The 24,861-nt window shown below is 50.1% G+C and carries 23 protein-coding genes, 1 tRNA gene and 1 pseudogene; 7 read left to right on the top strand and 18 right to left on the bottom strand.

Translation table 11 applies throughout. From position 1 onward, the window contains the following. Positions 1-5: 5 nt before the first annotated feature. From CMQ96_RS02115 to CMQ96_RS02065, 11 genes are all read right to left on the bottom strand, one after another. Positions 6-1,025 (bottom strand): type IV secretion system protein, encoded by a 1,020-nt coding sequence (locus CMQ96_RS02115; RefSeq protein ID WP_032754840.1) that lies wholly within the window; start codon positions 1,023-1,025, stop codon positions 6-8. A 71-nt stretch (positions 1,026-1,096) separates the two neighbouring features. Beyond that, on the bottom strand, positions 1,097-1,372 hold the full coding sequence (locus tag CMQ96_RS02110) for an EexN family lipoprotein (RefSeq protein ID WP_032754838.1): 276 nt from the start codon (positions 1,370-1,372) through the stop codon (positions 1,097-1,099). 11 nt (positions 1,373-1,383) lie between these two features. After that, positions 1,384-2,112, bottom strand: coding sequence for a type IV secretion system protein (locus CMQ96_RS02105; protein ID WP_032754836.1), 729 nt, complete (start codon positions 2,110-2,112; stop codon positions 1,384-1,386). Positions 2,113-2,134: 22 nt separating this feature from the next. Next, positions 2,135-4,882, bottom strand: a complete 2,748-nt coding sequence (locus CMQ96_RS02100; RefSeq protein WP_049082429.1) for a VirB3 family type IV secretion system protein — start codon at positions 4,880-4,882, stop codon at positions 2,135-2,137. Positions 4,883-4,893: 11 nt separating this feature from the next. Continuing rightward, complete coding sequence (locus CMQ96_RS02095; RefSeq protein ID WP_032754832.1) at positions 4,894-5,172, bottom strand: TrbC/VirB2 family protein; 279 nt, start codon at positions 5,170-5,172, stop codon at positions 4,894-4,896. After that, positions 5,169-5,813 (bottom strand): lytic transglycosylase domain-containing protein, encoded by a 645-nt coding sequence (locus tag CMQ96_RS02090; RefSeq protein ID WP_032754830.1) that lies wholly within the window; start codon positions 5,811-5,813, stop codon positions 5,169-5,171. The genes CMQ96_RS02095 and CMQ96_RS02090 overlap by 4 nt, the downstream gene beginning before the upstream one ends. Positions 5,814-5,885: 72 nt before the next feature. After that, positions 5,886-6,107: a hypothetical protein gene (locus CMQ96_RS02085; protein WP_032754827.1), complete on the bottom strand. Its 222-nt coding sequence runs from the start codon at positions 6,105-6,107 to the stop codon at positions 5,886-5,888. A 394-nt stretch (positions 6,108-6,501) separates the two neighbouring features. Then, positions 6,502-6,711, bottom strand: a complete 210-nt coding sequence (locus tag CMQ96_RS02080; RefSeq protein ID WP_022065314.1) for a TraR/DksA family transcriptional regulator — start codon at positions 6,709-6,711, stop codon at positions 6,502-6,504. Beyond that, a complete protein-coding gene (locus CMQ96_RS02075; protein ID WP_032754824.1) occupies positions 6,701-7,288 on the bottom strand; it encodes a DUF2857 domain-containing protein in 588 nt (195 codons plus the stop codon). Before CMQ96_RS02075 ends, CMQ96_RS02080 begins: the two co-directional genes overlap by 11 nt. Before the next feature lie 52 nt (positions 7,289-7,340). Next, positions 7,341-7,535 (bottom strand): AlpA family transcriptional regulator, encoded by a 195-nt coding sequence (locus tag CMQ96_RS02070; RefSeq protein WP_032754823.1) that lies wholly within the window; start codon positions 7,533-7,535, stop codon positions 7,341-7,343. A 600-nt stretch (positions 7,536-8,135) separates the two neighbouring features. Next, complete coding sequence (locus tag CMQ96_RS02065; protein WP_032754820.1) at positions 8,136-8,942, bottom strand: helix-turn-helix domain-containing protein; 807 nt, start codon at positions 8,940-8,942, stop codon at positions 8,136-8,138. Between the two features lie 76 nt (positions 8,943-9,018). Here CMQ96_RS02065 and CMQ96_RS02060 point away from each other — a divergent pair, with 76 nt between their 5' ends. From CMQ96_RS02060 to CMQ96_RS02045, 4 genes are all read left to right on the top strand, one after another. Further along, on the top strand, positions 9,019-11,055 hold the full coding sequence (locus tag CMQ96_RS02060) for an FUSC family protein (protein WP_098065780.1): 2,037 nt from the start codon (positions 9,019-9,021) through the stop codon (positions 11,053-11,055). Next, positions 11,045-11,260: a DUF1656 domain-containing protein gene (locus tag CMQ96_RS02055; protein ID WP_032754814.1), complete on the top strand. Its 216-nt coding sequence runs from the start codon at positions 11,045-11,047 to the stop codon at positions 11,258-11,260. Before CMQ96_RS02060 ends, CMQ96_RS02055 begins: the two co-directional genes overlap by 11 nt. After that, positions 11,257-12,120, top strand: coding sequence for an HlyD family secretion protein (locus tag CMQ96_RS02050; protein ID WP_032754812.1), 864 nt, complete (start codon positions 11,257-11,259; stop codon positions 12,118-12,120). Before CMQ96_RS02055 ends, CMQ96_RS02050 begins: the two co-directional genes overlap by 4 nt. Before the next feature lie 112 nt (positions 12,121-12,232). Further along, on the top strand, positions 12,233-12,589 hold the full coding sequence (locus CMQ96_RS02045; RefSeq protein WP_049082431.1) for a helix-turn-helix domain-containing protein: 357 nt from the start codon (positions 12,233-12,235) through the stop codon (positions 12,587-12,589). Between the two features lie 571 nt (positions 12,590-13,160). On the opposite strand, the pseudogene CMQ96_RS02040 reads toward CMQ96_RS02045, so the two are convergent. Then, positions 13,161-14,079: pseudogene (locus tag CMQ96_RS02040) on the bottom strand (hypothetical protein). Between the two features lie 235 nt (positions 14,080-14,314). Further along, positions 14,315-15,121, bottom strand: coding sequence for an SDR family NAD(P)-dependent oxidoreductase (locus CMQ96_RS02035; RefSeq protein ID WP_016530710.1), 807 nt, complete (start codon positions 15,119-15,121; stop codon positions 14,315-14,317). Positions 15,122-15,293: 172 nt separating this feature from the next. On the opposite strand from CMQ96_RS02035, the gene CMQ96_RS02030 reads away from it, so the two are divergent. Continuing rightward, positions 15,294-16,481 carry an MFS transporter gene (locus CMQ96_RS02030; protein WP_049082432.1) on the top strand — a complete coding sequence of 396 codons (1,188 nt, stop codon included), beginning with the start codon at positions 15,294-15,296 and terminating at the stop codon, positions 16,479-16,481. On the opposite strand, the gene CMQ96_RS02025 is transcribed toward CMQ96_RS02030, so the two are convergent. The 3 genes from CMQ96_RS02025 to CMQ96_RS02015 form a co-directional block, all read right to left on the bottom strand. After that, positions 16,458-19,232 (bottom strand): winged helix-turn-helix domain-containing protein, encoded by a 2,775-nt coding sequence (locus CMQ96_RS02025; RefSeq protein WP_098065778.1) that lies wholly within the window; start codon positions 19,230-19,232, stop codon positions 16,458-16,460. The genes CMQ96_RS02030 and CMQ96_RS02025 overlap by 24 nt on opposite strands. Before the next feature lie 235 nt (positions 19,233-19,467). After that, complete coding sequence (locus CMQ96_RS02020) at positions 19,468-20,325, bottom strand: DMT family transporter (protein WP_049082435.1); 858 nt, start codon at positions 20,323-20,325, stop codon at positions 19,468-19,470. Then, positions 20,325-21,209, bottom strand: coding sequence for a MurR/RpiR family transcriptional regulator (locus CMQ96_RS02015; RefSeq protein ID WP_047740691.1), 885 nt, complete (start codon positions 21,207-21,209; stop codon positions 20,325-20,327). Before CMQ96_RS02015 ends, CMQ96_RS02020 begins: the two co-directional genes overlap by 1 nt. A 75-nt stretch (positions 21,210-21,284) precedes the next feature. Between CMQ96_RS02015 and CMQ96_RS02010 the strand changes: the two genes are divergently transcribed. Beyond that, on the top strand, positions 21,285-22,181 hold the full coding sequence (locus CMQ96_RS02010) for an oxidoreductase (RefSeq protein ID WP_049082437.1): 897 nt from the start codon (positions 21,285-21,287) through the stop codon (positions 22,179-22,181). Beyond that, on the top strand, positions 22,168-22,914 hold the full coding sequence (locus tag CMQ96_RS02005; RefSeq protein WP_197769051.1) for a sulfite exporter TauE/SafE family protein: 747 nt from the start codon (positions 22,168-22,170) through the stop codon (positions 22,912-22,914). Before CMQ96_RS02010 ends, CMQ96_RS02005 begins: the two co-directional genes overlap by 14 nt. 149 nt (positions 22,915-23,063) lie before the next feature. On the opposite strand, the gene CMQ96_RS02000 is transcribed toward CMQ96_RS02005, so the two are convergent. Both CMQ96_RS02000 and CMQ96_RS01995 read right to left on the bottom strand, forming a co-directional pair. After that, on the bottom strand, positions 23,064-24,332 hold the full coding sequence (locus CMQ96_RS02000; protein WP_047739401.1) for an integrase arm-type DNA-binding domain-containing protein: 1,269 nt from the start codon (positions 24,330-24,332) through the stop codon (positions 23,064-23,066). 161 nt (positions 24,333-24,493) lie between these two features. Continuing rightward, positions 24,494-24,569 (bottom strand) — tRNA-Asn (locus CMQ96_RS01995). Positions 24,570-24,861: the final 292 nt, after the last annotated feature.

The raw sequence follows: 24,861 nt of genomic DNA, 5'->3' as shown, positions 1-24,861 counted from the left end.
GAGGATTAACGGTGACGCTGCCGGTGCAGGCGTTTCATGCTTTCGATGGCGGCGGCGCGTTTCTGCCAGGCGCTCACGGTTTTACCCGCGCCTGCGCCGGTCGCCGCGGCGACGGCCATGCCGCCTTTCACAGCCAGGCGGGCACCACCCTTTACACCCGGACCGGTAAGGTCGGCGGATTTATTCGCCAGTCCGCTCAGACCACTCATGGCTGCCCCCTGCAGCACCGCCTGTACGGCGGCCCCGCTGAGTGCGCTGGCCAGCTTCGCGGAGAACCAGACCACCACACCTGCCGCAATCCCGGCCAGCAGGCACTGTGCCGCCAGCGTGACCATATTGGTTTCAGCGGATGTTTTTGTTGCAGCATCCAGTATTTTATTCAGGTAATTAATGGCGATACGGATGGATAAGGCAGAAAACATGATCGTTAATATTGCCGCGAAAATCGTTTTCAGCCAGTTATCAAACATCGGCTTAAGAAAACCGTACAGTAGGCAGAAAATAAAGAGCGGCGCGGTGGTCGTCATTAACAGGATGGTGATTTCGGCGAGCAGGTTGGCAAAGGTTGCAGCCAGTAGCAAGACGATTGCGCCACCCCATACTAGGACTTCAGCAAGGCCGCCATTCAGTTTGACGTAAGTTGAGGTGTCCATATTAAATAACTTTTGCCCCAGCGCCTGTGCCTTTTCCCAGACGGTATCGAGCAGGGCCCAGACGTTATGATCGCCGCTGATACCGTCTTTGAGTCCCTGGATAGCCGCTACCGCCAAATCCAGCCAGCCATCCCGGTTTAATGCAAAGGTGGTGATCAGCAACATTCGCCCCACATCCCAGGCGACATCTTCTACCGGGGTCCGGAGTTTGCCAGCCAACGTCTGATAACCGCGATAGAGAATAAATAAGGTAAAAGAGCTGACGATGATGACGCTGATCATCGTGCCGTAAGTGGAAGACTGGCCTTCCAGTACGGCATTCAGTCCATCCATGATGTTTTTGTCCATACCCACAAAAATACCACCGGACATGGTGCCTCACCTGATATATAAAGAAAGGAAATAGAAAACAGGGAGGATTCCCTGTTTTGCTGGAGGAGAAATTACTGTGTCACTGCATTTCGTTTTTCAGCTTCCTGCTGAAATATCGCCCCGAATTTCTCCTTAACCCCGGTCTGGCCTTCCTGTGCAAACATAAGTGCTGCCCGGTGGGCAAATTCGCAGTTATCGCTTGCCTCGCCATCCTTCAGGCATTGCATATAAACCGCATAAGTTTCGTCAGGATGCTGCTTATACCAGGCTTCGGATTTGGTTTCCTTGCAGCCGGACAGTAATATCACGCCTGAGAGTGTGCATAAGGTGAATAAGGATCTGAGCACGAATAACCTCCTTATAAATTATTAAGGTCAGCAACAGGTGCCGTTAGCTGCTGCTGTTCAAAGGCTTTCTGTCTTTGCTGTTCCAGCAATGTCGTTCGCTGTTCAGCCTGTCTGACAGACATCTCCCACTGATTCGTCAGCGCATTTAACTGTACGCTTTTCGCCGCAATGGCGTTAGCCAGATCCTGAGACTCTTTCGAGTCCTGCGCATTCGATATACGGTCAGATAAGTCTGATATATCGCTGAGTGTGCTGTTGATCCTGTTTTCAACGTCAGTGGTATTCTCAATCGCCATTGCCTGATTAAGGATTATCTGTTTGCAACTTTCGGCCAGGGCCTGAGACTTTATTCCTTCCTGTTCCTCGCTGCATACGCTGAACGATTTGTATTTGCTGTAAAGGTTTTGCAGTTCAGCAGAATATGAACTGTTTTTCGTGGTCAGCAGATCATCCAGTGAAATACCGCTCTTACGGAGATTATCAATATCGGTTTTCAGGCTCCGGGCATCACTGAGAAAACCCTGAATATCCCGTACGCCGGTTGCAGTGGCTAACTGTTTTTTATACGCATCAAGTTCACTTTTATAATGGGTAACCGTATCCTCCCATTGCTGTAATTTCTGCATCCACTGGTTAATGGATTCGGTATTCTGCACGGCGTCGAAAACCGGTATTCCGGCACTGAACGCCTGCGTCGAGAAAAATAACGATAATGCCAGAAGGTGATCCCGGGTACGCATTAATATTACCTCCGGTCTACTGTCAGATGGCCCGCTCAAGGAAAGCGTCTTTCCATTCATCAGGTCGCATACCGTCCTGATAAATGGCATCGAATATTTTCAGGTTGTCCTCACTGCCGCTGAGAAGCCGGGTGAGTTTACCCAGTCCGGACAAATCCATTTTCGCCATTGCCACAAACGGGCGGGTTTCTCCGGCCTGCAACGGTGTTTTCAGGATGACCATATAATGCTCGCCCGGATCAAGGTTTCGGACCGTCTCATAAACGCTGTCCGGCACTTTCATTTTCTCCACGTAATTCGCATAGCTGGCTTTCGGATTGGCGAGGAAAATCTGGGTACCGCACTGCTCAATAATCGCCGGGGCGATGGGGTGTCTGACGATTTCATCCGGTGACTGTGTTGCCGGGATGAAGATACCGTTCAGCTTGCGGATGACTTTCAGCATATTGAGTGAGAAGCGGGAAAATTCGACATCGGACAGCCAGCGCCAGAACTCATCCATAAACATCACCAGGCGGCGACCGTCCAGCAGGCTGGTCACGCGATACAGCAGGTAAAAGGTCACGGGGCCGCGAATATCGTCATCATCCAGAAATTCGGTGCCGTCGATACCAACGTTATCGACATCGCTGATGGTGAAAGTATCAGCCTCGTTATCAAACACCCAGCCGAACTCGCCCCCCTGTGCCCACTGTTTCAGGCGGATACGCAGCCCGTTGGTGCGGGCGTCTGTGGTCGGCGGCTCCGGCAGCACTTCCAGCAGCCGGGTGATCCCGAACCGGCGGTACTCCGGCGGATAGTCCAGCATGATGGTGTCAACGGCGGCACTGATCCGCTCCTCATCGCGCGGATCGAGCGGCTTACCGTTGCGGCGGCACAGCATGCGCACCAGCCGTTTGATGAAACTGATGTTCCGGCGGGTTGGCTCCAGCGCAAACGGGTTGAAGCCGGTGGGCTCGCCGGTACGGATGCGGAAATAACGCCCGCCCGCCTGGCGGATCGCCATCTCCGCCGCCCGGTCCTTATCGAAATACACCGTGGTCAGCCGTTTGAGGGTGGCAGAAGGCGCAAACGACGCCGGGTTACGGTACTTCTGCATCAGTTGTTGCAGGATGGTCATCAGCAGGGTTTTGCCGGAGCCGGTTTTCCCGATAATCGCCGTATTTCCCGGCGTTTTCTCACCGGTGTCATCCCGTCCGGCCTGGCTGTCGTGAAGGTTCAGGTAATACCCGCCACCGCCGGGCGATGTGAGGATGGCGATGGCTTCCCCCCACGGATTGCCGCTGCGTTTGTGGGGATGGAAGTTATGCAGGCAGGCCATATCGGCAAAATTCTGGCTGCTGACGGCCACCAGTCGGGGACGCAGCGTATAGACGCCCGGCAGTTGCGCCAGATATGCGGCGGGCAGTGACAGGGTGGAGAGCGTCGTCATAATACCCAGATCGGCGAAGGGCTGGGCCAGAACGTTAGTGTCCTTCACCACCTGCCCGGCACTGTCTGAGGAGATCAGCAGGGAAAAGTGGAATTTACCGCACGACACATGCCCGGACTGGAGCAGGTCGCGCAGGACAATCAGCTCTTCGCGCTGGGAAATCGCGTCGTCGTCCGCTGAGTTCAGCCGTTTTTCCGCCAGCCGGATATGATCCTGCGCTTCATCCCGTGCCATGCAGGTAAAGGACTGCGTCAGAACATACTCGCTTTCGGCGTACAGCAGCGCATCCAGCATACCAGTATGGGTTTCCGGGGAATAATCCTTAATCTCAAGGCTGCGGAAGAAGCGGGAACCGCTGACCGTCTGGCATTCACCAGTGTCGGTGGTGAAAAACACGTCCGGCGTGCTTAACGTTTCATAAAATGGTGAGCGCGTTACGGCCACTTTCTGCCACTGGCCGGTAAGCAGACGATGAAAGAACGCCAGTTGTGAGGAATACACCCGCTCGTTTTCTTCATATATCCCCAGCGGCATTGCCATATAGCGGGATAACGCAGACTCCAGCGCGTCGCGGTATTCCAGCATGATTTTGAGCGCGTCCTCCAGTGCTGGCTGGCGTTTACCGGGCGGCTGCGCTTTCATGGTTTTTTTCTCAATCGCAGAGAACGGCGCGTAGCAGACGGTAAAAAACAGCCGGTGCCGCCAGAACGGTTTTTCTTTTACCGGCTGGTAATACCGCCGTGTTACCTCATCGGAAAAGGGAATACCCGAACGGGCTTCAAAAGTATCATGGTATTTTTCACGGAGCCGGTGAATATAGAATGTTACCGGCAGCCCCTCATACGAACGAATAACGTTATTCAGGTGCGTGGCCATCAGGGTCAGGTGATGTTCGTCTTCACATTCAAAGACTGTGCCGCCCAGCTCCCAGGTGGCAACAAAATCACGGTGACGATTTCTGATGACGTAGGGGTGAATATGGGAGGAATACGGAATATATTTATCCAGCGTAATACGCTCGTTTAATTTCATTTTCTGAATAAACTCCGAGACATCAACATTATCGTACTGGTTTGCCAGAAGGGCATTCGCGCCAAAATGGGTATTGGTGAAAAGCCGTCCACGGGTTTTAAACGCCAGCCAGAGCAGGCTGAAATAATGAATATCCTTTCGGGCTTTATTTTTCATTTCCGCCCAGGCAGGAATGAGCAGAACCGCCAGGTAATAGCTGACATAGACCGCCAGCAGGACGATGGCCCCGCTGACAAGAACGAACGGCACAAGAGGAATACCCATAATGGCGGCAGGCCGCGTAAGCGCTTTATTCAGCGTAGCCATCGTTGCCTCCCTTATGACGCCCAGTAGGCACCGAAGCCGGATGCACCGACAATCAGGATCGCGCCGATGATGACGTTACGCATGTCGTGCAGGCTCTTGCCGTCGAACAGCACCTTGTAGCCCACCCACATGGTCGCCAGCGTGATGGTGACGGCGGCCAGTCCCAGCAGGCCGGTCGAGGTATTGCTCAGTGTTTCATTGGCCTTGTTAAAACCACTGTCCGCCGCCAGCACCGGGGAAGACAGCAGCACGGAAACAACAGCGGAGTAACGGCGTTTACGCATGATCATTTCTCCTCATCAGGGATAACAGGGATAGCGCCGCGAATGACGGAACCGGGATAATGCAGGGAAGTCAGGATCGGCGCAGTGGCACCGGCAGGCTCGCCGCGCAGCACAACGGCGGGATAACGGACAGACGGCTGTGCGTTCCGGTCAGGGGCACGCTGCCGGTCTTTCCGCGTGGACGGGACGACATAGCCAATGCGCTGCACGTAGCTGGTCTGGTTAAAGGCGGATTCCGGCCGCTGGCCGGTTTCAAAGTTGCCGGAGTAGTAACAACTGAGCGCCCGTTTCAGTGTTCCGCCGCGCCGGTAACAGTCGGCGAGAATGCGCTCAAATACCGACAGATTGATGCAAGGGTTAAGCAGGTCGCTGGCCGTGACGCCGTAATGGCGGAAATTGATGCTGGTGATTTGCATCAGGCCGACCGAATAGCGTCGGCCCTGTGCAGCCAGCTGTCTGGTAAGGAGGATCGCCTCCGGCAGGCTCGAGGGGAAATGTGAAATCACGCCCCGGCTGTCTGGCAGGATTTCAGCAATGGCGTAGGGGTGGAAGCCGGATTCGACCCGTGCGACATCAAGTGACGTGGACGGGTGAATACTGGCGGCGCACTGCACCGCCAGTGCCAGAAAGGCAGTGGTGGAAAGCATGCTGGCCTCGCAACAGAGAGACCGGCGGCTTACAGAAAAGTACGCCGCCGGGTGAGAAGAAGAGAAAATGGATTAAGTGGCAGCGGCATCCTGTGAAATGTCGCTTTCTTCTCTCGGTTCGAGCAGTACCAGCCTGCCGGAAACCGCAATACCAGGTATCAGCACGATATTCAGACCGGGTTTGCCGTTGTGCGCGAAGGCCACACCAACCTTTGTCCAGTACGTGTTTTTGTCACCCTGAGCATCGGGCTGACTTTCCTGGGTGACAAACACGTGATAAACGGGTTTTCTCATGGAATTTCCTTTGATCAAAAACAGTAAATGAAATAAACCAGTCACATCCCGGTTCTGCATTCCGGTTTTAACGGGTCAGCGAGAACATTCAGCGGCACCCTGAATTGTGGTTACGTGACAGCCCGATCCATTTTGTTAAAGAGCAATACCCTGTCAGGACGAATTAATGTCCATAGGGGCGACTAATGCTGTAATGGCGTTCTCAGATTCGAATATCTGGTGAGGGATATAAATGAGAAACTCAAAACAAAAAGAAGAGAGAAAAATAGTGGAGTATTTAAGATGCAGTGAGAATAATGAGGATTTAAAAAACACGAGAGAGTGGTATTAACATTCACCGTGAATAATAAAGACATGCAGAGATATAACATCTCTACACGTCCTTTTTATCCTGTCAGCGGCTACTACGTTCAAGTTTTTCCTGACATTCCGTACAGGTGGTTACACCCGGCAGTGCTTGCCGTCGCTTTTCTGGAATGGGTTTACCACATACACGACAGTGAAATAATGATGGTGTCGACCCCGGCTTAAAACGACTCTGTTCAATCATCTCCTCCAGGCGCTGCTCATTAAATTCCTGATCGCGATCGATCTCATCCGGCATGTGGTGCCCTCCTGTTAGCGGCAACTTCCTTTTCACAAAGCGTGATACGTCTCCATACCATGGTGAGTGATAGTCCCAGGGAACTTGGTAGCAGGAGTTCAGTAACCTGCATCATGGCCATCAGCGCGTCGGGGGATTCAAGGCTTTCCACCCGGCACTTCTGCCATTGCCGCCAGATCTCGGCATCTGTCTCTTCATCCGGCTCAGGTGTACGTCCATATGGCACGCTGACACCAAGCAGCCGTCGGCGAAGGCAGACATCATTAGACGTCAAGCCAAAGTAGTGGTTGAGCAACGCGATAGAACCGCCCAGCCGGATAGCCCGGTTAATCTGCTGCTGTTGTCGGTATTCCTGTCGGGCCTGCGCCAGTAAATGATGCAGGACATCATGGCGGACACTGACCGAAACAAAGGGAGCCGTCGCCCGGCTGACAGCAAACAGTTCATCGAGTGATAACTGATTAAGAGCATTCATTTCGTCGAAAGTGAATCCGAGGGACTCGCAGTGACGAATATCCCCAACTTTCAGAGCGTGCAACGCATCAGTTAAGATGGTGTAATTAATTAATGGAATCATTCTGTTATCTCCTCAATCTATATGGAAAAGTTGAGCAAATAAACGGACATTTTTAACTGTTTGAACGTCCGGCCAATTTAAGGCTGATCCATTCATCAATTTCCGATTCGAGCCAGGCCACACTGGCCGGGCCAATTTTTATTGAACGTGGAAAGGTTCCATTTTTCATATACAGGTAAATTTGAGAGCGTTTCAAACCGGTTTTTTCTTCGACCTGTTTTAAACGTAATAACTGATGTGATGTCATTGTATTCTCCTATTGTGGAATGACTGGTGCATGTCCAGAGAAAATAAAAGAACACAGCAGTAAGCTTAGGAAAAGCCGATAGCACCTTATTACTGATGGGAAGATCCTTAGTACGGTTTTGTAGTGAATAAATAATAAGTTATTAGTTGTATAAGGATGTGGAGAAGGATAGTTGTGCTGCTGTGTAGTTTTCAGCGTTTCGCTGGTGCAATGGTGTCATGACTTAGCGTGATAATGAGGACAATAAAAAGATGCGGTTAAATACATTCATTGTGAATTTCAGTCAGGGGGGGCGTTACCACTCTGGCGGTAATGCGCTATGAAGCATCGCCATAGAAGTGTTCTGTGTGGTCGAAACATATATGCTCAACTACTTCCTTAACACAATGCTGAATTGATTGTGCTTCCCGATCATGTATAGACCGATCCAACAGATATAATAAAGTCCTTTGATTCTTGTTATCGTTAAGGCGGCTGAGGCAATATAGTCTTGGCTGGAGGTTCCATGCCGTAAAGATTCTGTAGTGTGATCCCCCGCACAGGGAGACGGATATGGCAGCTCTATGACTCACCTATGGTTTTTTGGATAACCTGATGTCGCTAAATATCGGTTAAGTGTGCGCTTGTTTTCCGTTCGGCAAAATAGTGCGCGGGTGTACTTCCCATTGTTTTTTTGAACATGGTGATAAACGCATTAACCGATTCATACCCCAGATTAGCTGCAACATTCTGAACCGAAACGCCGCTAGCCAGTTCCCGGAGAGCAATTATCAGTTGCAGTTGCTGACGCCAGCGTCCGAACGTCAACCCGGTTTCGCGCAGCATTAAACGCGCGAGAGAACGCTCGCTAAGCGCCAGTCTTTTTGCCCATGTTTTGAATGTGCTTCGGTCATCAGGTTGACTGACCAGAGCATCGGCCATGGCGCGGATTTTAGGATGCGACGACACAGGGAGGCTCAGTTTCTGCTGAGGCATGGTGGCTAATTCATCAAGTGTTACTCTGGTCAGTCTGGCGAGATGGCTTTCTGGTGGGTATCCGACGCCCTCGCGGGTTAAACGGGCAACAAGTTCTTTAATCAGACTGGAAATTGCCAGAGTACAGCATCGCTCCGGCAACGCGGCGGCTCCGGGTTCGATAAACAGATAGTTGAGATGCGCATTCCAGGTAGCTTTGGCGCTGTGCGGCACTCCCCCAGGGATCCAGACGGCACAATCAGGCGGCACGATCCAGATATCATTTTCGGCGCGACAAATGACCGCCCCATAGAGGGCAATAATCAATTGCCCTTTGCGGTGCGTATGCACAGGCACTTCGGCCGCGTAATCGACAAAATCCAGATGACGCGCGACTGCGGGACAGGGGGTGGCATCCGGATCAAACAGCGTATTGGCGAGTGGGGGTAACATAGATTGGCAACATTTAGGTGTTTTTTGACAGAATAGAGTATTTAAGTGGATATGCAAGCCGGTAATAATTTCCGGCATGAAAAAAATTAACGCGAGTTACTTTCATTTTTTACACACGATATGCCAACGTCTTCGCGGTATGGCTTCTCCTTCACTACTGAATGATGCGAACGCTCTGCTCTATTCCGCGAAGAGTTTTGCCGCAGCGATGCTCGCATACTACATTGCACTGTCAATTGGCCTGGAGCGGCCTTCCTGGGCAATTATCACCGTGTATATTGTTTCCCAAACCTCCATCGGAGCATCGCTGAGCAGAAGTCTGTATCGTCTGGTGGGAACGGTAGTCGGCGCGGGCATAACGGTATTAATTGTACCTACGTTCGCGAATTCCTCCGTATTTTGCAGCGTGATATTGACAGGCTGGATTACCTTCTGCCTCTATTTATCCTTGCTGGAACGCACGCCCCGGGCCTATGGTTTTGTCCTGGCTGGTTACACTGCGAGTCTGATTGGCTTCCCTGCGGTATCCGATCCTGGCGCGATTTTTGACATCGCTATCACTCGGATACAGGAAATCATGATCGGTATCTTCTGCGCGGCACTTATTCATCGCTATGTATTGCCCGCGCGCATCTCAGGCCAGTTCAACAGTAAATTGTCGCAGACGCTACTCGCGGCGCGACAGCGTATCGCAGAGACTTTAGCAGGCAAACCCGACGCTGCTTCCGGGCCGCTGCATATGGCACTGGCATTACAGTTCCTGCAGGGTATCAGCCATCATGTCCCTTATGATTTTGCGTTCTCTGTACCGGTCCGGCAAGCGAGAAAAAGGCTTCATGACAGGCTTGCGCGATTAGTCATTGTTAACTGTGAGTTACGCGACCGTTTAGCGCTGATAGCGACGATACCTGTCGATGTGCAAATTCTGCTGGGTGATGTTGAGGTCTGGTTGGCCTGCAAAGATGAAGGAAAATTCAAAAGCGAGGGTGAAGCGCTCAAAAAAAGCAGTGAAAAATTACTGCAGCGCTATTCAGTGTATGAGCTGACGCTTGAAGAAGCGCTGCGTGTAAGTTTTATGCGCTACCTGTTAGAGGCCATTGTCCTTGTGCAGCAGTGCTATCGTCTTTCGGACGCCATTCATCACGCGAAGCAGACGCCTGCGCAATCGGAAAAGAATACCGTGAGAGGGTATGTATTCCACCGCGATTCTCTCACTGCTGCCCGCACCGCTCTGGGCGCTTTCACCATCATTCTGAGCGGCTGCATGGTGTGGATTTTCTCGGCATGGCCTGATGGCGGTACGGCGGTTTCTATCCTTGGCGTTTGTTGCACACTGTTTGGCGGCTTCGATACGCCTGCCCCGCATATTGTGAAATACATTATCGGCTCCTTCTGGGGCGTTGTGATAAGCCTGATCTACAGTTTCGTTCTACTACCACAAGTCAGTGATTTTATCGTGCTGGTAACGGTTTTAGCTCCGATCTATCTGCTGGCTGGATCGCTCCAGGCCAGACCGCCTACCACGTTTATGGCGATGGGGATCACACTGACGCTGCCTATTTTGTGCGAGCTGGGTGCCCACTACAGCGGGGATTTTGCCGTGGCGGTGAATACCGCAATCGCACTATTTTCTGCAACTGGCTTTGCGGTATTCAGCATGGGCTTTCTGCAAACTGTACAGGCAGATGCGGCAATAAATCGCCTGCTTCAATTATGTCAGCGCGATATTAACCGCAGCGTGAAAGGTGTGCTGAATACTGATGAAACTCTCTGGATCAACCTGATGATCGATCGGGCTGCGTTGATACTGCCGCGTTTGCAGCGCAGCGGACAGTCACCGGAACGGGCACATCATTTGTTGTACGCCCTGCGTATAGGGCTGTGTGTAATGCGATTACGCCGATGTGATGCGCATGCGAACAAAGAAATAAAAGAAGTACTCACCCTTCTTACACACTCGACAGATATTGACACCTTACTTCAACGGATCGCCATTCTGACTGAGCGCAGCTTGAGCGTAACAGATGAACTATCGCGACATTATGTCGATCAACTGGTTGATCTTTACTGCGCATTAAGCGTTCAGAAAATGGAGCCTGCTAATGATCAATGATTTCAATATTGAGGGCGTTTTTGTACCCGGTCTGTTGGTAATTGCCCTCATTGCACTGACATGTACGCTATTTATCGTACATATCTTGTCATTCAGCAAGGGTTACCGCCGCTTGCCCTTTAGACCGATGATCGATTTTTCCGTCTTCATTATTACTTTTTACCTGCTGCTGCAGGGGCTGACCGAACTGGGGTTTTTTAAATGAAATCGTTACTTTCTCTACTGGGCCGCTACGTGCTGACGCTCAGCGCTGTGGCGGTGGCTACGCTTTTGGCTTTTATTCTCTGGAAACATTATGCGCAAACCCCCTGGACCCGCGATGGTCGAGTTCGTGCGGATGTGGTACAGATTGCGCCGGATGTCTCCGGACCGGTGCTGAATGTGGCCGTCCGCGATAATCAGTGGGTTAATCGGGGCGATGTGCTCTATTCCATTGACCCGCACTGGTTGAGGTTGGCCGTGGTCAGCGCACAGGCTGATGTTGAGGCGAAACGTCATGAAATGCTGATGCGCCAGGATGCGGCGAGACGACGCTCTCAGATTAAAGGGGTAATTTCCAGCGAGGATTTACAACAAACAGCCAGCGCAGCCAGCGTCGCTGCGGCTAATTACCACGGTGCACTGGCTGCGCTGGACCTTGCAGAGCTTAACTTATCGCATGCTATTGTTCGGTCTCCGGTTACGGGCTATGTCACACATTTGCGGCTTCGCCCTGGTGACTATGCCACAGCGGGAGAAACTAAAGTTTCCATCATTGATGCCCATAGTTTTTGGGTGGTTGGCTATTTTGAAGAGACTAAGTTGCAACATATCCGCACGGGAAATACTGCACACATTACGCTGATGGGATTTAAGCCGGTGATCACGGGTCATGTTGAGAGCATCGGACGCGGAATAGATGATAACAATGACGAGACCGGGGGGCTTGGCCTGCCTAATGTCGAGCCAACCTTTAGCTGGGTGCGGCTCGCGCAGCGTATCCCGGTTCGGATTCATATTGACAGATTGCCGGAGGGAATTGAATTGGTGGCTGGACTGTCTGCGAGTATATCCATCACACCATAATAAAAAGTATGGTCTCTATTGAGGATTTATGCAGAACTTAGGGATTGTCAGCTCTTGATCTATATGCCTGATGAGAATGTGTTTCTGTTAGAGTAATTCTGAGGTTTCGGTTATGAAAAACAGGAAAGATTTTGTAAATGACTTAATTGTTTGGATAAACAAAAATATAGAGATGCCACTAAAAATTGATGATGTGGCTATCAAGTCCGGATATTCAAAATGGCATTTGCAGAGATTGTTTTTTTCTGAAACAGGGCAGAGTCTAGGAGGTTTTATCAGAGAGAAAAAATTATGTCTTATTTTAGAAGCTGTTATCACAACAAATGAATCTTTGATAAACATCGCGATGCGATTTGGCTTTGACTCTCAGCAATCATTAACCAGGGCATTTCGAAAAAGATATAATGTCCCACCACACCGGTATAGAAAAAATGCCGTAAATATTAAAAGCAAGTCTTCTTTGGAGTAAGGTAATTACTCGTATCATAAGGTGAGCTTTTAAATCTTTAGTAACTATCTGGATTATGGACGGGGTTCATCTGGTAATCATGGTCTTAGTACCTCAGTTATAGATTTATTGAACGAAATGAAATCACTCATTTATTTCATTGAAAAGAATCTAAGTCTTCCTGTGCAATGTATGCTTTCGTGTTTTTGCATGTGTAATGTATTGGTAAGTAAATTCGTATTCATTAATTGGAATATAATTACGAGCCCATGTATGTATTTAATGATTGGATAAATTAAGGTTAATCTATTTCGTGCATTTTGGATTCGATCGAACCTATGCAATTCGACTAAACCCTCCTTTAATAAGGAGTGGCTTTAATGTATATGCGTGGTTGCGAGCATTTAAGTACTGTTTTGCTTTTACTTTTCTAATGCTTGATAATTGATGATATGTATTGATACCAGTAGTACAGAAATACAATGTCCCTTGAGGTGACAAGGAAAAAAGAGTCAAAAAAACTAATTATGTCCGTATTACTGATTTTAGAGTCCTTAATACGGACATTTGGGTTTGGTAAAATTCACTTGCGTCAATCCGACATTGATGTGGGGGAACCGCGTACGAGTGCAGTTTTTAACGTATCACCACTGAGCCTGTCGGTAATGCCTTCGTCAGATGCCCATTGTTCGAAAATAGATAGTAGTTTGTACGGTTTACTAATTAATGGACGGATGACTTCATTATTTTTACAGGCCAGCCAGAAAAAACGAGATAGTGGTGTTGATATTCGCGTTGCAGATAATGAGGGCACTCTGCTATTGGTTATGATGTCAATGACTTTATCAAGTTCAGCATGTCGAATAACAAACCAGGCATCCCGAGGTAAAATATGAGCCGGGAAATACTCTTTCCCCAGGTAATTATTTATCCTCTTTGAGAATATCTCTTTATGTACATATGGTGAAATGTTTTTAGGGAGTTGCATAATTTTTTGTGTTATTCTTTCTTCCCATGTCATTTTATCGAATAGTTGAAATGGTTCTCCTTGTAAGCTAACTGTTATGCCATGATTAAAATCAATAGCTCCTGTTACAGGTAATGGTATTTTAAGAGATTGGGAAAGTAATTTTTGCACTAGAACATATTCATATCCAATCAATAGAGTGTCAATCACTCTCTCTGTGGGAATGATATATTTGCCAGTAGTGCTAACAATAAAATTATGTCCTTCAATAAACGCTTTTTTGTCAAGAAGGCATAAACGATTTATTGATGACATATCACATGGTCTGAGCCTTACTTTGTAGCTCGATCTCTGTATTTTTCGTAATGTAATTGGCGACTGAAAGTAAATAGAGAGATGAATGCTGCCATGTAATGCATGCCTGTAAATGTCACTTTTTTTTAATTTTCAGTCCTTTTTTATTTATCACTTCGACTGCTTCACGGATAGTCAGCCAGTCAGGCGAACTATAGTTTGTATTTGATAGTGTTTGTTTTTTTGACATAGTGGTTTTCCTCTATTTCTGTTTTTTAAAAAAAATACCATGAATTTTCCAGTGAAATTAATTTCATGGTGCGGGATCTATTACGTTATAATATTTGGATTATATTGATACGGGGGCTTCTTAGCGTTTCAGTCCCCCATATCCGGCCTCATATTTCGCAGTGATTGAAAAGAAGAACAAATATCAGGTTAAACTAATTCAATTCTCAAACATTATTTAAGTTGAATGGAAGACATTACATAAATCTGTCTGCTCCGCCTGATGCTTCAATTGTCTGTCCAGTAACAAACTGATTCCTCCCAGAAAGTAGGAACGTAGCAATTGCAGCAATATCTTCAGGAAGTCCAAAGCGGCCCACAGGCGTTTTCTCTTTACCCAGTAATGCCATTACCTCTTCGTCTGTTCTGTCAGCCAGTTCAGGACGACGATTGCGAACATTCGGTAGCATGTTCTGCGCCCAGTTATCCGTCGCGACAGCACCCACTCCGATCGCATTGACCAGAATGCCATCCGGAGCCACGCTAAGTGCTAAACTACGGGTCAGGTTGTTGATAGCGGCGCTCAGTGCGTGTGAGACGGTAAGTTGCGGATTAGGGTAGATACCGCCAATGGATGAGATATTGACAATACGCCCCCAGTTTCGTCTCTGCATCCCGGGGATGATTACCTTACAAAAACGTCGCATGGCGGAGAATTTGGTCTCAGTCATTATCTGCCAGTCTTCTTCCGAAGTGGTTAACAGCGTGCCCGCATGGGCTCTTCCGGCATTGTTCACCAGTAAATCAATACGCTGAAAAACTTTTTCCGCTTGTTCAACCACTAAAGAAGGTAGTTTGGGATCAGTCACATCCCCGGCAATAGGCAGCACCGAAACACCGTATTTCTCTGAAATTTTTTTCGCAGCAAGAATCAGCTCAGGTTCTCGTCTGGCCACCATGACTAAATGCACACCATTCACGGCCAATTCTTCACAAATGCTGAAACCAATTCCGGTATGGGCTCCAGTTACCAGAGCCACTTTTCCAGTCAGTTTTAAATCCATTTGTTGCTCCTCAAGTTAAGCACAGTCAATAACATGAGCAGTATTAGTAACAAATCTCTTTTTCAGGAGCTTGTGCATCAGAATTCAGATGTCTGAAAAAAGCGGTCAAAGAGTTGGGTGTCGCCTTTGCTTATACTCCAGACAATATTGAGTTTAGTGCCAGGAGTGGTCAATGCGTTCGGACAATCACGAGCTTTCTTCTACCAGGATTCTTATGCTGGGGATTATTTGTTGTATTGTTGTGGCTAATATTTATTTTAATCAATCTGTCCTGAATTTAATTGCCGGATCCTTTCCCAATGAATGGGGAGCTGTTTCTTTGATCCCCATGGTCACCCAGGTAGGCTATGCGGTGGGCTTATTCTTTCTGATCCCCCTTGGCGATTATATTGAACGTCAGCGGCTTATCCTGCGTCAAGCGCAGGTGCTTTTCCTGGCAATGATCGGCATGATGTTATCCCCAACGGCGACAGTGTTGGTGTTCTTCTCCTTCCTTACCGGGATGGCTGCAACAGTAGCTCAACAGATAGTGCCGCTTGCCGCCTCGCTCTCAAGAACTTCTGCACGAGGTAAAACCGTTGGTACGGTGATGAGCGGTGTCCTGGCAGGTATCCTTGCTGGCCGGGCTATCGGAGGCCTTATTGGTCAGTATTTCGGCTGGCGTGGCGTCTTTTTATCCGGCGCGATCATGACATTGCTGGCTATATTTTTCATCTTACGCATTTTGCCTACTCAGTCGTTGTCAACGCCAAAGTTTAACTATCTGGCGGTATTACGTTCATTAGGACTGCTGTGGAAAAACGAGCCGCAGGTGCGTGGTGCAACTCTTACACAAGCAATGCTGTTTGCCTCCTTCAGCGTGCTGTGGACCGTGCTCCCTTTCTGGTTAGCTCATCGCTACGATTACGGTGCAGGGATAACCGGCGCCCTAGCTGCTTTGGGGTTAATCGGTATTCTGTGTGCGCCTCTGGCGGGAAGTTTCAGCGATCGTCAGGGACCATTCCGAATGGTTGTTTTTGGTGTGATACTCATGCTGCTAGCCTGGACTGTTTTTTGGAGATGGAACAGTATTGTGGGTATGGTGGTGGGCATTCTACTACTGGATGCGGGTGAGCAATGTGTACTGATAGCTAATCAGCACACGATTTATTCTTTGCGTCCGGATGCCAGAAACCGTCTTAATACATTATTTATGTGCGTTATGTTTATTGGCGGAGCATGTGGCTCACTGACTGCCACCTGGTTATGGGAGACAACTCATAGCTGGGCGCTGATTTCTTCAGCAGGGGGCGGACTCGTGATCATGGGGATGTTGATAGCCGTAAAACGTAAATATTCAGGCCCCTATTCGGGCACATAGCGCAATAGCACTTCTTACATCCGTCGCATTGTCTGAGTCATCAACATCATGTAAAGCGTCCTGTATCAATTGTTTAGCAGCCCATTTTTCCCCGGCTTCAGCCTGCAATGTCGCCAATGAATAAGCAATACGGAGGGCCCAGCCATGAGCCTGTTGCTGACGCGCTTTGTCCAGGGCCTTCTCCAACAGCAGGCGTTGCTTCTGAGGAGGTAATTGAGTGGCAGAAAGACGCATCAGCTCAGGCGTGCACCAGTTTTCATGATCCTGGCGGGTGGCTCTCAGCGATAACCCGGTATCAATTTCTGACAACAAGGGGGAATATTGCCAATCTAATCCCATCGCCCGCAACGAGCTAAACAGTGTGGTTTGACTAACATCGGTATGACTGAACTGTTTGGCCCAAACAAGAAACAGCTCGCCGTATGTCTTCCAGAAATATAAATCATGCCTTTTTGCCAGATGAATAAGCCAGTTTGCGGCCTTTATAACCCAACGCGGATTACGATCCAGTGCTGCTGTCATACAAGCGCCTTCAGCCAGTGCACAGCAAAGAGAACAGACATGCTGCAAACGAGCGGCTTTTTTAACACCGCGCCATGCCATCTGTTTCGCGGCCTTATACTCACCCTGTAACCAGAGTAAACGAGACAGAAAGGCCTGACCGGCGCTCTCTTGATCAAGACCAAAACGGAAAGAGTGACTTAATTCGCCATGTTCATACCAGTCAAGAGATTGCTGGAGATAATCACGCCCGACATAATGACGCCCCAAAAAATGCAGGGATACACCGAGAATACGCAGCCCGGTTGCCATCGCCTCCTCGTCACTAATGGACCGTGCCAGCTCGCACATAGATTGCGCATGCTCAAGCGCTTTATCCAACTCGCCAGTACGCAGATAATACAACCATAATCCGTAATGAGCCTGTAAACGTATTTCTTTGTCGTCGAGCTTTTCTGCAAGTGCAAGCGCGGTTTTCCAGGCTGAATGTGTTTCAGGCGTAGGGCCTTTTGCCCAGGTTGACGCCTTACCTGCTACAGCGCTGAGATTCATTCTCTGGCGTAGCGTTAATACTACCCGAGAAGTATTTTCATAAAGCAAAGGATAGATATGGCGCTGACATTCATCGTAGAGTGAATATTCAATCCAAAAAGGGGTCATCGCTTGTAAGATCTCAAGCCCCTTAGAGGGAGCGGCCCCTTCAGCCAACGTTTGCTGTAATATGCTCCGCAAATCATTAAGCATATGGCTATAACGTTCACGCCACTGTCCCGTTGGCAGCATAAACCAATCACCTTGGGCCTCTTCTACCAGAACTTTATAATAACCGGTAAAACGGGCTTCAAGAACAGTATATTCACCCTGTTGCCTGAGTTTATCGCATGCGAACTGGCGCATGGTTTCCAGCAGGCGGAAACGGGTCTCTGGTACCTGAGTACTGACCTGAATCAGGGATAAAGACAGCAATCTTTGCAGATCGTCAACAACCTGCCAGCGATGCTTGTCTTTAATCAGCAGAAGGTCACTTACTGATTTCACACTGAACATATCGGTATAGATCCCCAGAGAGCAAAATAATCTTTGTTCACGAGTGTTGAGTAACTGATAAGTCCACTCCAGCGTGGTCAGTATTTTCTGATGTCTGGGCACCAGAGAGCTGTGCGTATTGCTCAATAGCTGGAAACGGTCTTCCAGTCGGCTATAGATCTCTTTGACACTCATGACTGGCAGACGGGAGGCCGCAAGTTCAATCGCCAACGGCAGACCGTCAAGATGACGGCATAACTCGCCAATCAACGACAGTTCGCTGGCTGATGGATGGAAATTATGTCGGTTGGCCTGCCCACGTTCGATAAAGAGGCGGACACTGTCAAAAGTCAGTAACTCGTGGGTATCAGCCTCTTCGCTCTCAGGAACTTGTAATGGCGGTAGTAGATATTGTTGCTCGCCGGCAACCTGTAACGCTACCTGGCTGGTCAACAACAGTTTTATATGGGGAGCCAGGCGCAGGAGCAACGTAATCACTGGTTCCAGTTCACTAATTACATGTTCACAGTTATCAATCAGCAGTAAACATCGACGCCGTGCAAGCTGTTGCCGTAAATCGGCATCATTATGAATGGCAGCTAATGGAAGATGGAGCGCTTGTGAAATAACAGATAGCAAGCTGGATGCTTCGGTGATATGCGCCAGTTCAGCCACACATATTCCATCAGGAAAATGCGAGTGTGTAAGGCTGACGACTTCCCATGCCAAACGAGTCTTACCCACGCCCCCTGAGCCTGTAACCGTCACCAGACGGTATTGATCCAATACGGTGCATAATTCCTGCACAGCGTTATCACGCCCCAGAATCGATGCGAGAAAAGGGGTAACAGCGGGCTCAGGTATTTCTGATTTAGAGAGCGGTTCAGTTGGCAATTTGTTGATATTAAAGCGATAACCACAACCAAATTCAGTAATCAGTAGATGGCGGTCATGTCCCAGTATGCGGCGTATAGCAGAAATTTGTGCCTGAAGATTATTTTCTTCGACGATTTCATTTCCCCACACTTGAGTAAGTAAAGATTCTTTACTTACCGCTTTACCTCCAGCACTCACCAGAACAACCAGAACATCAAAAGCTCTGGCAGAAATTCTTACTGGCTTACCCCGATGTAACAGAATCCTTAGCTGTGGCCAGATTTGCCAGTCAGCAAAGTGAATCTCATCAATTGATATCATGGTGTTGAGATCTTCTGTTTTGAGCATCACGAACTCTCGGTATGGAGTAAGCCATTTCTAACGAAAGTGGTCATCAGAATCAGGCTACATGTTGAATGTGCTGCATCGGCGTATAACTATTCAATACCACTTTTACCGTTAATGATTATAAAGCCAATAGTGCTATGTGGCATAGCTTTGCGATCAAGCTGGTGATGAAAACTGAACTTCGACGAACGATCCACGCTGACAATAAGACGACGATTGGCATCCAACGAAGCGATCAAAGGCTAATTATTGCGATGCCGGTCAGCACCACCACTGCACCGGCAATCCGGCGTGCCAGATGATTTTCACGAAAAAGCCAGTACGAAAGAAGGGAGCCGACAATAATGGATGTTTCCCTGAGAGGAGCGACGAGTGCCAGTGGCATGCTCTGCATGGCTGTCAGTACAAGGATATAGGCAAGGGGAGAGCATACAGCAATGATAAGGATTGGGATGATATCCACACGTACAGCAGTTGGAATGCGATTTCGTCGCCGCATCGCACCAGGGGTAAGAATCAGACTCTGTAGCAGGAGTGTGCTGGCGTAGTAGCGCACTGGATCCAGGTGCAGAGAGATTACCGAATAACCGTCCCAGAGTGTATAGCCAGCGATGGCGGTGCCTATCGCTGCCCCCCAAAGCATTCCCTGTAGTGGTCGGCTTCCGCTCCTGAACGGATTGCCGGTGACAACGAAAATACCAGCGATAACGATAAAAGCGCCGAGTAAAGCGCCTGGTGAAATCCGTTCCCCCATCAGAAGGGTTGCAAACAGTATCGTCAGAACCGGTCCGCTCCCCCGGGCAATCGGATAAACAACACCAAGTTCGGCGCGCTCGTAGCCAGCCTGCAAGATTAGAGAATAAGCGATATGAAGCGCAGATGAGATAACTGCCCCGACTGCGAGTCGCCAGTCGAGCTCCTGTTGTCCCTCAACTGTCAGAATGAGGCTGATCGGAACCCACAACAATGCTGAGGCACAGCTGTAGGCCCAGACGAACAAAAGTGTGTCTTCCTTCTTGTATTTTGAGGCTATATTCCATACTGCATGAGCTACTGAAGCAGTAAGAATCATCGCAACCGTGCTGAACTGCATCAGGACATATCCGGCAAATCAATACCCGCTCGTTCAGCCCGGCGACTTTGTTCTTTATCCCGCAGAGTGAGGGCAGCGACCAGCGTATCAATAACGACTAGCTGGGCCAGTCTACTGCCGGCAGCGGCCATCTGTGCCGGTAATGGCGCTCCGCCAACCACGAGCGAAACGTTGGCGAGTGTCGCCAGTGGTGTATCGTACTGGTTAGTTATTGCGATAAGCGATGCTCCGGCCGAGGATGCGGCATCAGCAACGGCGAGTGTGGATGATGTGCGACCTGTCGAGCTGACGACGATCATCACGTCGCCTGAACCGAGTAGGCGGGCAGCAATCATCGCTGATAAATAATCCTGGATACTGATGGTTATCACACCAGCCGTCCGCAGACGAAATACAGCATCAGCGGCAACCGTCGCAGAGGGGCCGGCACCAAATGCAAATACCTGGCGTGCGCTCTGGATTAAATCGACCGCCTCATCAAGGGCGGAGATTTCAATAGCACCACTGAGCGCAGTCAGCGCGTCTGCACCAGCACGAACTGATGTTTCCAGCACCGATGCCAACGTCGCATCCGCTGTGAGAACTTCAGGCGGTGCAAAGAACCGGGCAGTACCACGAGCCCGGGCAATCTCTATCTTAAGTTCAGTGAACCCGGTGAACCCAATCGCTCGTGCAGCGCGTATTACTGTCGGCGGTGATACACCTGCGCGGGTGGCAACCTGTGCTGTCGTGCTTGTACCGACAAACAAAGGATCGACAAGCAGGAGATCGACAACTTTAGCCTCACTTGCAGCGAGGTCGCCGCTTCGGGCGTGAATGCTGCCAAGCCATTGCTGTAACCGCTGCTCGCTTTCTGAAACTCTGTTACCATTTTCATTTTTCATGTGTAATATATTACATTCCCTTTGCGAAGGGCACAACCATCACGTAAGTAGATTCTGTTAAAAGGAGTCCGCATCATGAACACTGAAATCAAGACGGTTGTCGCTGTTGTTGGTCCGGGTGCCATCGGCACCACAGTCGCGGCGGCGTTACACGAAGTCGGCCGCACACCATTGCTGTGTGGACGTACTCCCCGCGATCACCTGACCCTGCAAGACGGCGACCGCTTTATCACCGTACCCGGTCCGGTACAGACGAATCCGGCGCAAATTACTCGCACAGCCGATCTTGTCTTTCTGGCAGTCAAGTCCACACAAATCGACGCGGCAGCAGAATGGCTCAGGGCGTTGACCGGCCCGGAGACGGTTGTATGCGTGCTTCAGAACGGGGTCGAACAGCTGGACAGGCTCGCGACGTACTCTCTGCCCGGACAGATCGTCCCCGCAGTCGTGTGGTTTCCCGCACAGGCGCAGTCAGATGGCTCAGTACGCTTGCGTGGCGACGCGCGCCTGAGCCTTCCAGACACGTCAGCTTCCTTCTTAGTGGCAAAAGCGCTACAAGGCACGCGGTGCTCCGTAGATTTGGCCGCAAACTTCAGCTCCCTGGCCTGGCGCAAACTGATGCAGAACGCGGTGGCTGGACTCATGGCGCTCACGCACCGCCGCTCGGGCATGTTCGCCCGCGCTGACATCGCCAGGCTTACGCTGGCTTATTTACAGGAATGTCTGTCCGTGGCACGGGCAGAAGGAGCAGAACTCGGCGACGAAGTGCCGCAGGAGATCCTCGACAAGTTCCGGGCGGCTCCCGCAGACATGAGCACTTCCATCCTTACGGATCGAGAAGCAGGCCGACTGCTCGAATGGGATATCCGCAACGGTGTCATTGCGCGTCGCGGCCGGGTTCACAGCATTCCAACGCCTGTCAGCGACATCCTGGTGCCGCTTCTTGCGGCTGCTAGCGATGGCCCAGGTTGATCCCAGGCAGATGATCGCGCTATTACTTCTCTTCTGCCTGGCCCTCGGTGCCGGTGTGCTCAGCGGTGTCGTCGGCACTGGTTCGTCGCTAATCATGCTCCCCGTCCTCGTCACCATATACGGGCCAAGGATTGCAGTGCCTGTTATGGCGATCGCCTCCCTTTTCGGCAACATCGGACGGGTGATTGTCTGGTGGCATGAGATTCGTTGGCGACCGGTGTTTGCCTATTCGTTCGCGGGAGTTCCTGCGGCTGTTCTCGGGGCGCACACGTTACTTACGATTTCTCCTGGCACAGTGGAGGTATTCCTGGCAGCTTTCTTCCTTGCGATGATCCCGCTGCGCCGTCTCATCAGACGATCGAACCTCCACTTGAATCTCTGGCACATGAGTTTTGCCGGGGCGATTGTCGGGTTTCTGACAGGATTCGTGCTCTCTACAGGGCCGCTCAGTGTGCCAGTATTCACCGGCTACGGAATGAGTGGCGGCGTATTTCTGGGATCAGAGGCGGCAAGCGCAATCCTGCTCTACGCTGGCAAGTTAGCTACGTTCGGTATATCGGGCGCACTCGCACAGCCTGTCCTCACACATGGACTTGCCATCGGCATCGCATTGTTCGTCGGTTCGATGATTGCGAAACGTCTCGTCCAGAAACTCCAGACGCACACGTTCGAGCTTCTCATTGATGCCGTTCTCGTAGCTGGGGCAGTAGGGATGATCCTTGCTCTTAAATGAAATGGCACGCCAGGGCTGACGGGGCAAGCGTGTTGTTATCGTATAACAGCTTTCTACAGGCAGCGACGGGGTGGGATGATGGGTCTGACAAGCTATTAGAAATGAACAAAGCCGTACCAGGGTATGCTGATACAGCTTTTTGTTATGGGTCATGCCGCTTCGTTGTTTTTATCCCGTCCTGTGTTAAAAGGAGGTACGTATGCGACCCGGCATATATCAAGATAATCCGACCACCACTGCATCATCGCCTTGCGGGCTTCCAGATGCTCAGCCTTATGAATGTAAGCCAGACGCACGGTGTTGCGCTCCTGGTGACTCATCTGGCGTTCCACTGCATCTTGCGACCATAGACCAGACTCCATCAGGGCACTGCATGCCATCGCCCGAAAGCCATGACCACAGATGTCTTTTTTCGTGTCGAATCCCATCAGGCGCAGTGCTTTATTGACCGTGTTTTCACACATCGGCTTGTACGGGTTGTGGTCGCCGGGGAATACCAGTTCATAAACCCCGGATATTTCCTTAATCCGTTTCAGAATAGCTATAGCCTGCTGTGAGAGGGGCACGATATGAGCAGTGCGCATTTTGGCACCACGCCCGGAATAACGCACATCTGGAATGGGTTCTCGCGTCGCGGGTATTGTCCAGACCCGGTTTCTGAAATCAATCTCTGACCAGCGGGCAAAGCGCAGTTCACTGGAGCGGATGAACACATGCAGCGTCAGCAGGACGGCCAGCCGCGTCAGTTCACGGCCCTGATGATATGCCTCAATGCGTTCGAGCAGTTCAGGCAGCCGCTCCAGCGGTAGGGCGGGGTAATGCCGTCTGGCAGGAGGTGTTGTCACGCCTTCAAGGTTTGCAGCCGGATTGTTATCGATTAATCCCTGGTGGAGCGCATGGCGCATGATGTTACTGACGTGCTGCCGCGTGCGGGACGCGACTTCCAGCAGGCCTTTTTCTTCAATTCCTTTCAGCAAATTAATGAAATGCCGGGGTTTAAGTTCGGTAACTGACAGATATCCGATAACCGGAAAGACATGATTGTTCAGGCTTGCGAGCAGGCGGTCAGCGGTATTCTGCGACCATTTTTTATTGCTTTTATGCCAGGCCAGCGCCACGGTTTTAAACACCTTCTCAGTTGGGCAGGCACCGCGTTCTGCGGCCCGCTGCATTACCGGGTTGATGTTCAGCGCCAGCATCTTACGGATACCTTCGCGCTGCTGGCGGGCATCAGACAGTGAGACGGCAGGATAGGCACCCAGTGCAATGCGGGATTCTTTACCGTTAATACGGTACTTGAGATACCAGTGACGGGAACCGCTAGGTTTGACCAGCAGATACAGACCGTGGGAATCGGAGACTTTATAGGGTTTATCGGTGGCTTTGAGAGTGCGAATCTTCGCGTCGGTAAGGGACATATGGGGGTCACTCCATTATCGAACTAACCTGACCCCAGATTTGACCACCAATTTTTCCCGATGCGAAGGGTAAAATCAAAATGCACCGGGAAGAGTTTTCACGCTAACCTCTTGAATCAATATCAGATAAGGATTCGCAAAGATGCATGCAAACAGGAAATTGGCTCCTCTGACTGGACTCGAACCAGTGACATACGGATTAACAGTCCGCCGTTCTACCGACTGAACTACAGAGGAATCGTGTGAACGGGGCGCATATTAACGATGACCATCCCCCTTGTCAAAGCCTGAATCACCTGCGCTTGTTCGTTTGCTGACAATTTCAACAGTGTGCCTGTTTTTCCGGCATTGGCCGGCCGGGTGCACCGTTGCAGTGCATTTATACCCCTAATGGGGCATACCGCAATCCGCTTACCGGGCAACAAAATCGCAGTTTGCTATCAGTATCCCTTATTACGCGGCCTGCAGCGGCATTTGCGTCTGTGGTAAAAAGCTGGCAAGCAAATTGCAAAACCTTCTGTATCTAAAC

Origin of the sequence: Klebsiella sp. MBT K-1 (genome assembly GCF_002556465.1) — a bacterium.
Classification (GTDB): Bacteria; Pseudomonadota; Gammaproteobacteria; order Enterobacterales; family Enterobacteriaceae; genus Klebsiella; species Klebsiella grimontii.
Note: the sequence above shows the minus strand (reverse complement) of the source record. Positions and strands in the feature narration are given on the sequence as shown.